The sequence below is a fragment of the Psychrobacter muriicola 2pS genome (genome assembly GCF_904846535.1).
GTDB lineage: Bacteria > Pseudomonadota > Gammaproteobacteria > Pseudomonadales > Moraxellaceae > Psychrobacter > Psychrobacter aquimaris.
The window spans coordinates 1-10,165 of record NZ_CAJHBC010000017.1; the positions used below are offsets into that span (position 1 = coordinate 1).

Annotated in this window: 7 protein-coding genes and 1 pseudogene; 6 read left to right on the forward strand and 2 right to left on the reverse strand. The window is 42.7% G+C overall.

Annotation, left to right across the window (positions count from 1 at the left end):
* Positions 1–363: UTRA domain-containing protein (locus JMX93_RS14105; RefSeq protein ID WP_499205080.1), on the forward strand; the 363-nt coding region annotated here is incomplete at its 5' end.
* A gap of 186 nt (positions 364–549) precedes the next feature.
* Here JMX93_RS14105 and JMX93_RS14110 read toward each other — a convergent pair.
* Positions 550–1,773, reverse strand: a pseudogene (locus JMX93_RS14110) (IS3 family transposase).
* A gap of 346 nt (positions 1,774–2,119) precedes the next feature.
* Here JMX93_RS14110 and JMX93_RS14115 point away from each other — a divergent pair.
* The 4 genes from JMX93_RS14115 to JMX93_RS14130 all read left to right on the forward strand — a co-directional run bounded on the left by JMX93_RS14115 (position 2,120) and on the right by JMX93_RS14130 (position 7,135).
* A complete protein-coding gene (locus tag JMX93_RS14115; protein ID WP_499205086.1) occupies positions 2,120–3,031 on the forward strand; it encodes an NAD(P)-dependent oxidoreductase in 912 nt (303 codons plus the stop codon).
* A complete protein-coding gene (locus JMX93_RS14120; protein ID WP_499205081.1) occupies positions 3,032–4,573 on the forward strand; it encodes an aldehyde dehydrogenase family protein in 1,542 nt (513 codons plus the stop codon).
* Positions 4,574–4,591: 18 nt separating this feature from the next.
* Positions 4,592–5,755, forward strand: a complete 1,164-nt coding sequence (locus tag JMX93_RS14125; RefSeq protein WP_499205082.1) for a M20 aminoacylase family protein — start codon at positions 4,592–4,594, stop codon at positions 5,753–5,755.
* Positions 5,756–5,818: 63 nt separating this feature from the next.
* Entirely contained in the window at positions 5,819–7,135 is a 1,317-nt protein-coding gene (locus tag JMX93_RS14130; protein WP_499205083.1) for a DUF3100 domain-containing protein, read from the forward strand.
* 205 nt (positions 7,136–7,340) lie between these two features.
* Here the strand turns inward: JMX93_RS14130 and JMX93_RS14135 are convergent, their stop codons facing one another.
* Complete coding sequence (locus tag JMX93_RS14135; RefSeq protein WP_499205084.1) at positions 7,341–8,246, reverse strand: LysR family transcriptional regulator; 906 nt, start codon at positions 8,244–8,246, stop codon at positions 7,341–7,343.
* A 419-nt stretch (positions 8,247–8,665) separates the two neighbouring features.
* On the opposite strand from JMX93_RS14135, the gene JMX93_RS14140 reads away from it, so the two are divergent.
* Complete coding sequence (locus JMX93_RS14140; protein ID WP_499205085.1) at positions 8,666–9,799, forward strand: Fic family protein; 1,134 nt, start codon at positions 8,666–8,668, stop codon at positions 9,797–9,799.
* Positions 9,800–10,165 lie beyond the last annotated feature (366 nt).

Sequence of the window (10,165 nt, forward strand, 5' to 3'; positions counted from 1 at the left end):
ATAGCTAAAAACAAAGCATTAATCTATATAGAACGTATGCGTATGGTTGAAGATAAAGTTTTGTTGAGTGAGAGAATTTGGTTACCTAAGAGTCGTTACCAAGCCTTTGCAGACTTAGAACCCGAAGATTTTGAGAATCTTCTCTATCCGTTTTACTACACAAAGTGTGGGCAGTTTGTGTCGTCTGCTGTAGAGACACTGTTTTTTGTAACTGATCACAGCGATCCTTATTTGGCCAATGCTAAGCAAGAAAACTTGGTTAAGGTATGCCGCGTTGCTAAGAACTTAGAAGGTGATCCCATTGAATATAGAGAATCATATGGACTGGCAGGAAAGTTTAGCTATGAAATTAATATTACATAGCGCTGAGTAAGGGCAGTGGTTAACTCATTTAGATGACATGAAAAGAGATTTTTATTAAATCTGCTTGATGGTAATAATTACATCACATCTGTCCTTTACTTTTATCACCTAAACTCTTCAGAATACTAGTCTCACAGTTCTGACCCCTGCCGTCAATCCCGTAGACTTAAGCCTGGGAGATTTTAATTACGCAGCCTGACGATAATAATCAAACCACACTTGTCTTGGCAATTTATAGCCCAAGCCCTTTTGAATCCTAGTCTCACTGCGAGCACATCTCTTGTCTTGCGTCGCTGCAAAGCAGTGCTTTGCCAATCGCTCGTCATTGTACTCAAGTTCAATATACTTAGTTATATCTCTGATAGCTTCGAATCTTGTTTCATAGTCTTGGTGATACACCAGCTCATTCTTTAAGACACCCCAAAAGCTCTCTATTGACGCATTGTCAAAGCAATTGCCACGTCTGGACATTGAGCCCTTAAATTTATGCTGCTTAATGATCTTGTGATACTCATTGCTACAATACTGACTGCCTCTGTCAGAATATAAAATCAGGTTTGAGCTTGGTCGTTTATTCTTAATTGCCATATTGAGTGCACGGCAAACTAAATCTGCGGTCATATGCTTGCCTATGGCGTAGCCGACGAGCTTTTTAGTATAAAGGTCTTTAACGCCCGCTAAGTATAACCAACCCTCATTTGTTCATGTATAAGTGATGTCACTGACCCAAGATTTGTTAGGGTGATTAGTATCAAATTTCTGATCGAGCAGGTTTGGATAGACCAGGTTATCATGATTAGAGTTAGTAGTGATTTTAAAGTGCTTGTGACAACGGCATTTGATGCAGCACTTTTCTTTGATTCGTCGGACCATGTATTGACTGATATGATAGCCTTGCTCTGCAAGATGAGCATGCAAACGATCAATATCATAGCGCTGTTTAGTCTCGCTATGAGCCCCTTACAAGCAGTTCACACTGATTGCGATGAATCTGCTGATCACTGATACCACGATTTATCCAGTTGTAATAGCTTGATGAATTAACATCTAATACGTAACACATGCAGGTGATACTAAATGTTTTCTGATTATCCTTGATAAAAACATACTTCATAAACTGTATCTGGCGAAGTACGCCGTGGCCTTTTTTAGAATATCTCGCTCTTCCTGAGCAACTTTGAGATCACGTTTGAGACGTTTACTCTCTTCTAGTATAGCCATGAGCTCAGTATCATATTGCTTGGTGCCGATAAGCTTGCCTTCATGCGCTTTGTTCTGCCAGTTAGATAAGGTCTGCATGGCTATGTCTAGCTGCTTTGCAGTCGCTGAAACATTGCCGTTGGTGTCTGCTATCTTTTTGACAGCTTCTGCTTTAAATTCAGCACTGTAGCTTTGCATTTTCTTGGTCATGATAAACTCCTCATAGAGTTGGTAGTTTACCAAGTTTGGTCCTACATTTTCTTCAGCATAGCATAGCATAGCATAGCTCAGTCTCAGTATTCATTCAGGTGATCTTATCAGCACAAGAACCCTGCCCATCAAAACGGCAAGGACGGTGTCGTTAAAGCAAAGTCATCAATCCGCATGAATCCTATAAACCTATCGTAGTTACCTTAATAACGCCTCAGCAGTTTTCGTAAATAACAAAACGAAGTGAATAGAAGAGCATCTTATTGCTCACATTGGTGTTGCCTTTTTTAGAACACAAAAGGTTATTCATTATAGTTCTACTTAATAGCTGATTAGTTACAATAAAATTGAAAGAAAATACAAAACTAAAGGAATAGATATGTCTAAAGGAACCATAGGTATCGTCGGGTTAGGCCGTATGGGTAACGGTATGGCTCAGTCTTTGCTTCGCGAAGGTTTTAATGTGTTCGGCACGGACATAGGAGAAACCCAACGCCAAGCTGCCAAGGAAATCGGCGTAAATGTTGTTGCAGATATCAAAGCGCTATGCGCTGAATCTAGCATCATCATTCTATCTTTGCCTATGGCAAAGCATGTCCAAGCAGTGATTAAAGGCAAGGATGGCATCATCGACCATGCTCAGCCCAAAACCTTAATTATTGACACCTCTACCTCAGAACCAGAAGTGACGCGAGCACTCGCGATAGAGCTGGATCAGCTAGGCCATCAATTATTGGACTGCCCTGTTAGTGGCGGCCCGGCGGGCGCTGAAGCTGGCACTATGGTCATGCTTGCTGGCGGCGAAAGTAGCGCTCTTGAACGTGCAAAGTTATATCTGGATGCCTTAAGCTCAAATGTAGTCTACATGGGCAAGTCTGGCAATGGCCATGCCGCTAAACTCATCAATAATCTCCTATGTGCTGCACATCTTGTAACCACCGCTGAAGCAGTCACTCTGGGTACCAAGGCAGGACTTGACCCTAAAGACCTTATTGCTGGTCTGAATGCGGGCTCAGGTCGTAGTGCAATCAGTGAAGTAAACTTCCCTCGCTGGATTCTCAATCAAAGTTTTGATTCCGGTTTTACGATGCAGCTGATGCGTAAAGACGTACGTCTGGCAAAAAATATGATTGGTGAGATGGGGTTAGCGTTGCCTTTGGCGCAGCAGGTAGCTGAGATTTGGTCGCAAAGCGAAGCAAACATACCTGATCAGGATGATTTTAACTGCATCGTAAAAAGTGCTGGCTTAGGAGAATAGATGATGAGTTTTATCGTAGAAGGAAATGGCGAGCAGCAAGTTGAAACCTTACTTAATGAACTGCTGGGTACTTCTGAATTTGGCAGCTGGATCGATGGAGAATTGGTTGCAGGTCATGGAGACAGCATCGATCTGACTAATCCAGCAACCGGTCAGGTGTTTTTAAGCTATCGTGATGCGGGAAAAGATATTGTTGCTGAAGCAGCTGCTGCTGCCATAAAAGCTCAAAAAGCATGGTGGTCGATGACGTCCAGTGCAAGAGGTCAGCTAATGTGGAAGTGCGGCATGAAAATACGCGAAGCCACAGAATCTCTGGCACGCCTAGAATGTATCTCTGCAGGTAAACCTATTCGTGATTGCCGAGTTGAGGTGGCAAAAGTTGCTGATATGTTTGAATACTATGCTGGCTGGTGTGACAAGATTATGGGACAAGTTATCCCTGTACCAACCACTCACTTAAACTACACTCGTCATGAGCCGTATGGTGTGGTGACGCAAATCACCCCTTGGAATGCACCTGTATTTACCGGAGGTTGGCAAATCGCGCCTGCTATCTGTGCAGGAAATGCCGTCTTACTAAAGCCGTCTGAGTTAACCCCACTCAGCACAACGGCACTCGTTAAAATCCTTGAGCACGCAGGTATCCCGTGTGGTTTGGTCAATGTCATTAATGGATTGGGACACACCACGGCATCTGCTGCCATTGCTCATCCAGCCACCAAAAAAGTCGTTTTTGTTGGCTCACCAAAGACGGGCGCGCTCATTGCTTCAGCATCTGCGCAACGTGTCATTCCTTGTGTACTGGAGCTGGGCGGAAAGTCAGCCAATATTATTTTCCCAGATACTGATCTTGATCGTGCGGTAGTGGGCGCACAAGCTGCCGTGTTTTCTGCTGCTGGACAGAGCTGTGTATCGGGTGCTCGATTATTGGTCCATCGTGATATCTATAAAGAAGTCGTGGAACGCGTTGCCTCGGCCGCCAGTAAGTTGCCCGTGGGTTTGCCATGGCATGAAGGCACGATGGTGGGACCGATCAATAATCAAAAACAGTTTAACCACGTACACTCGTTAGTGTCGGACGGTATTGCTGAAGGGGCGGTTGTTGCCGCAGGCGGAAAGGCAGGTGACATTCGTGGTGGTGAAAATGGTTATTTTTATCAGCCAACCGTTCTGGCCAATGTGAAAAATGATATGCGAGTCGCGCAGGAAGAAATTTTTGGACCTGTCGTTTCTGTTATTTCATTCGATGAAGAAGAAGAGGCGGTAGCGATAGCAAACGACAGTCGGTTTGGTTTAGCGGGCGCGGTTTGGACGGCTGATGTCGGCCGTGCGCATCGGATGGCTGCTCAAATAAATGCCGGAACATTTTGGATAAATAGTTATAAGGCAATCAACGTCATGTCGCCATTTGGTGGTTTTGGTGAGAGTGGCTATGGCCGATCGAGTGGCTATGAGGGTCTACTTGAATATACACAGACCAAAAGTGTCTGGGTCGAAACAGCAAAAGATTCTGCTATCCAATTTGGTTACTCAATTCAATAGTACGTAAGGAGAAAACAGATGTTAATTAACGAAACCCTACTAGGTGAAGTAAAGCAATGGCGTCAGCAGATTCATAGTCAACCAGAGCTTGGTTTTAAAGAGTTCAAGACCTCATCATTTATTGTTGATAAGTTAAAATCCTTTGGAATCGAAGTGCATCAAGGGTTGGGCGGCACGGGCGTTGTCGGTACTCTAAAGAACGGCTCAGGCCCGACTATTGGCATACGAGCTGATATCGATGCGCTACCAATAAAAGAGCAAAACGATATTGAGCATAAATCTACTCATGAAAACTGTATGCATGCCTGTGGTCATGACGGTCACACTTCCGTTCTGCTTGGTACGGCAAAGCATCTGAGCCAACATAAGAATTTTAGCGGCACCATTTATTTTATCTTTCAACCTGCTGAAGAAGTCTTAGGCGGTGCAAAGGCGATGATTGACGATGGATTGTTTGATAAGTTCCCTATGGACGCCGTCTACGGGTTGCATAATTGGCCAGGCCTACCTGTGGGAGAGATTGCGGTCAACAACGGACCGATGATGGCATCTTTTGATACTTTTGAGATTACTTTAACGGGTAAAGGCACTCATGCAGCGATGCCACATTTAGGGGCTGACCCTATAGCAGCAGGCGCGGCATTGATTACTAATATTCAATCCATTGTCTCTCGTCGAATATCTCCCCTCAAATCAGGTGTTATTAGCGTAACGCAGATGAATAGTGGTGATACGACTAATGTCATCCCTGATTACGCTATTCTAAAAGGAACGGTTCGTAGCTTTGATATGGACGTACGCCAGTCCATGCAAGACATGCTCACAGAAATGGTTACAGCGCTACCACCTTTATATGGTGTTACAGGCGAGATGGATTACCATATTCGCTATCCAGTCACCACTAATGACAGTCAAGCCTATCTTGAAATCAAAGAAGCTGCTACTAACGTGTTGGGGGCTGATAAGGTAAATACTGATGTAGAACCCTCCATGGCCTCTGAAGACTTTTCATTCATGAGTCAAGTCGTCAAAGGCGCTTATTTTTGGTTAGGTGTTGATGGTAATAGTCCCTCCAAACCACTACACAATGCGTCTTATGATTTTAATGACGATGCTATTGAGACCGGTATTAAAGTATGGGTATCTTTAGTGGAGTCTCAACTACCAAAAATGTCTGCATAAATTAAGTAGTAACAACACGTAGAAATCATTAAGTAGAAACTATAAATTGCAAAGGGAGTTGCTATGAATAATACCAGTGTGCTACCAAGTACAATGACCAAGTACTTGTTTGATTGGAAGCTACATTTATTAGTGATTGTTACATCACTACTTGCAGAATGGATAGGGATCATCAAGATTCCAATTGGCATTGGTACACTAGTCTTACTGCCTTTATTATATGCATTCATATTTACCCTACTGTTAAACCCCAACGTTATACCATCAATGAAAGCGGTTATTTCCAAAGACCGAGCAAAATTTGCAAGCTATGCGGTTCTCTTAAGTATCATGCCTTTTATTGCAAAGTTTGGTGTTGGTGTCGGTCCTAAAGTAGAAGAAATAATAGCCGCAGGTCCCGCCCTTTTACTACAAGAATTAGGCAATGTAGCTACTGCCCTTATCGCCTTACCTGTGGCTGTATTGGTGTTTGGCATGGGGAGAGAGGCTATTGGTGCCACTCACTCAATTGCTCGTGAACCTAATATTGCGCTCATTGCTGATAAGTATGGACTTCAAAGTCCCGAAGGTATCGGCGTAATGGGTGTCTATGTGATGGGTACGTTGTTTGGCGCAATTTACTTCTCATTGATGGCGGGTATTATTGCCTCTATGGATATCATGGATATCCGTGCATTGGCGATGGCTTGTGGTATTGGTAGTGGCAGTATGATGGGTGCTTGTTCAGCAGCGCTCGCGGAAACCGTACCTGAGCAAGCGGAGACTATTACTGCCTTTGCAGCGACTTCTAACCTGTTAACCTATGCCACAGGGCTATTTGTCAGTTTATTTGTTGCCCTGCCATTCACAGAGTTTTTATATAAAGTTACTAGCAAGTTTAAGAAAAAGAATGATAGTACCGCTGCGACGCAAACAGATCCTGATCTAAAAATACCAGAACAATCTATTTTATCAGTATGGCAGTCTTTATCCCTGTTAGCGGTTATCTGTATCGTTCTATTACTCAGTAATTGGGTAGGACAAGGCGTTGATCCAATCTCTGCGCTACCTGCCATGTTAATTCTGTTCGCTTGTTGTATCGTTGGCGTCTTATTAAAGGAAGTCATTCCTGTCAATGTCCCCGCTATTGCTTGGATATCAATTGTGGCTATTTTGATATCTCTGCCACAGTTTCCAATGAGTGAGTATGTCTTAGTAGAAACAGATAAGTTAGGCGTGTTGCAACTTATTACTCCCGTACTTGCCTATGCAGGGTTTGCAATCTCTCAGATGGAAGTGAATTTGTTTAAAAAATCCGGATTTAAAATCGCAGTGGTTGCTTTACTCACCTTTACGGGCACTTTCTTGGGTTCTGCCATAGTGGCCCAAGCTTTGCTGTAAAAGGCGTCCATTGGTATTGATCACGTCACTGACAAATCGTCGGTGCTCGGCCTGATGGGAATGTATAGTTAAAAAACAATAAAAGCGCTACGGTACTGCTCATATTAATTTTTGCAGCCTCTGTCTGCGCAGGCACAGCAAGCCAGAAAATTGATATGAGCAGTGCATGATGTATTGATATTACTTCTCACTGACTATAGCCTGCTTATAAATCTTTCATCCATAACTTTAGATGCTGTAGTAACTCATGCGGACCTTGTGATAGATGACGACCCAACCGCGTTACGAGATGAGCTTCACCGCTTGCCAGTAAGGTATTGTCTATAGAGATTGCGATCAAATGACCGTCTTCGACTTCTTTGGACACGACAAAATATGGTAGAAAGGTAAACCCCATATTTGAGCGAGCAAAATTCTTTAGCACGTTGAATGAGTCGGTGGTTAGGGTAGGGTTAAATCGAATCTTTTGTTGAAATTCAGCCATCGCTACTAACTGGCGTACGCCAAAACGATTTTCGGCCAGTCCCACTGGGTATTCTAAAAGCTCTTCCAATTGCATCGGTGTATTTCGATTGGCTAATGGATGGTCAGGCGAGACAATCACATACATTGGTTGACAACTAACAACCTGTGAGCGGATGCGCGGATGACTGCTAGAATGGAATACTAGCCCAATATGCGCTTCGTCCTCCTCAACCTGACGAATCACTTCGTTTGATCCACCCGTACTGATTGACAGTGTTAGCTCCGGATATAGACGGGAAAACTCAGATAATGGGCCAAGCATCAAATCCCCAATAAAACCATCGCCCACTGCTAGCTTTATATGACCTCGCTGTAATCCCAACACCGCCTGTAATTTTGAAACACAAGCTTCTTCAGCAGAAAGTGATTCTCGATAAAACTGCAAGAGAATACTACCAGATTCTGTCGGCGTTACCCCTTTGCGGTGCCGTTCAATAAGCGTGCTCGCTAATTCTTCTTCTAACAGAGATATTTGTCGGCTGACGGCCGAGGGAGCAATATTGAGCTTATCTGCAGCAGCCCTGATTGTACCCATCGTTACCGCTTCATAAAGATAAGATAACCGCTTTCCATTAATCTCTGCCATTACTTGTCCTTGTGTTCCTCTTAGCGTCATTGAATAAGTGCAGCACTTTGACTCACGCATGTAACAACCTCTACCATGTCAAAGTAGGTCAACGAACTGCTATAAATGGTTGTTAACTTGTATCTACTTATTTTAAAGGGCTACAGGTGTTATCTATTCATTATAAAGTAATTACTATTAATATAAATTAAAACTTAACACGTTTTTGGGCACCATGTTTTTTTAGTATTTTCACCTCTACTCTGTCTTCGATAAATCAATTTATAGTAGTTTCCCTATCGTATTTGCTTCTGTTACTTGATCCTACACTTTATTAAATAAGCAAATTCAAAATTGAAATGCGTTGAATGGACTGTTTAATCCATGCATAATATGCGGAGAATAATAACATTAATTACCGCATGATTTGAGGCTCAAATATGAAGCATATTACCTATATTCATGAAAGATCGGACTGGACTAAATGGCAGTGGTCGGATAAAGAGTTATTACCTCTCGTCAGTCGTGTGCGAATACTACAAGGGAGGTTACTTGGCAAACTCTCAACCTTAGGCTTTGACTTAAATGTCGAAGCTCAGCTTGATGCGGTGACACTGGAGATCGTTAAAACATCCGAGATTGAGGGTGAGTCATTAAATAATGAGCAAGTAAGGTCTTCTGTCGCGCGCCACTTAGGAATAGATGATAAGGGTATGCTAACTGCTACTCGTGAGATAGATGCGGTAGTAGAGATGATGCTTGAGGCAACTTATCATTATGAGAAGCCGTTATTGTTAGATGACTTATTAGGATGGCATAGGGCGCTATTCCCAGATGGCTATAGTGGGCTTTATCGTATTAAGGCTGGCGCGCTTCGTGATGACAGTCAAGGACCTATGCAAGTGGTCTCTGGCGGCTACGGTCGCGAGCAGGTTCATTTTATTGCCCCTAGTGCCGATACGCTATCAGAGGAATTGGACAAGTTTTTATCTTGGTTTAACACTTCACCAAATGAGCAGGACAATATAGATCTTGTCATCAAAGCAGGTATCGCTCATTTATGGTTTGTCACGTTGCATCCCTTCGATGATGGGAACGGAAGATTAACCCGTGCTATTACGGAAAGAGTGCTAGCGCAAAGTGATGATAGTGATCAACGATTTTATAGTATGTCCGCACAGATTCTCACACAGCGCAATGATTACTACAAAATATTAGAGCGAACGCAAAAAGGCGATAGTAATATTACTAAGTGGTTAACTTGGTTTCTGCAAACTCTAGAGCAAGCATTACTATCAGCGATAGAGACGACAGATAGAATAGTCAGCAAAGCAAATTTTTGGCAGACATATAGAGAGCAAGCGTTGAACGTGCGCCAAGTAAAAATGCTCAATATTCTACTGACTGACTTTTATGGCAAACTCACTACTAAAAAATGGGCGACTATTACGAAATGCTCAGCCGATACTGCATTGCGCGATATCAATGATTTAGTAGAGAAGGGTATGATGCGAAAATCTGAGGCTTCGGGTCGTAGTACGAGTTATGAGCTAATCTTATATGAATTCATATAAAATTAGCTAAGCGGTCTATTAAAAGCGGTTCCAGTATAGAAGTTTATTTTAGGTGGTCTATTAATTGTTTATGAGGTCTATTTGGGTGGTTCCGCTGGGATATACTCACATGAGACTGAATACTAAGCTGTGTGCACTCGAAATTTCCTGACGATCGTATGAACTTGCATTATCTGTGATTATTTCGCTATACAGGTATCGACCTATCTACTGTATTCATTACAATCCAAACATTTTAATACGCTCACTAAATTGCTGTTATCTTTTTTCAAATATAGGCTTAACAAGAACACCAAATAGTATTTTAGCAATTAATCCTCACTGCTTACGCATTGATATAAATATAACTAACTCTCGAAATGAGAA

Excerpts from the sequence above, each read along its gene's own strand:
- JMX93_RS14120 (WP_499205081.1), top strand. The coding sequence starts at position 3,032 with ATGATGAGTTTTATCGTAGAAGGAAATGGCGAGCAGCAAGTTGAAACC.
- JMX93_RS14125 (WP_499205082.1), top strand. The coding sequence starts at position 4,592 with ATGTTAATTAACGAAACCCTACTAGGTGAAGTAAAGCAATGGCGTCAG.
- JMX93_RS14130 (WP_499205083.1), top strand. The coding sequence starts at position 5,819 with ATGAATAATACCAGTGTGCTACCAAGTACAATGACCAAGTACTTGTTT.
- JMX93_RS14135 (WP_499205084.1), bottom strand. The coding sequence starts at position 8,246 with ATGGCAGAGATTAATGGAAAGCGGTTATCTTATCTTTATGAAGCGGTA.
- JMX93_RS14140 (WP_499205085.1), top strand. The coding sequence starts at position 8,666 with ATGAAGCATATTACCTATATTCATGAAAGATCGGACTGGACTAAATGG.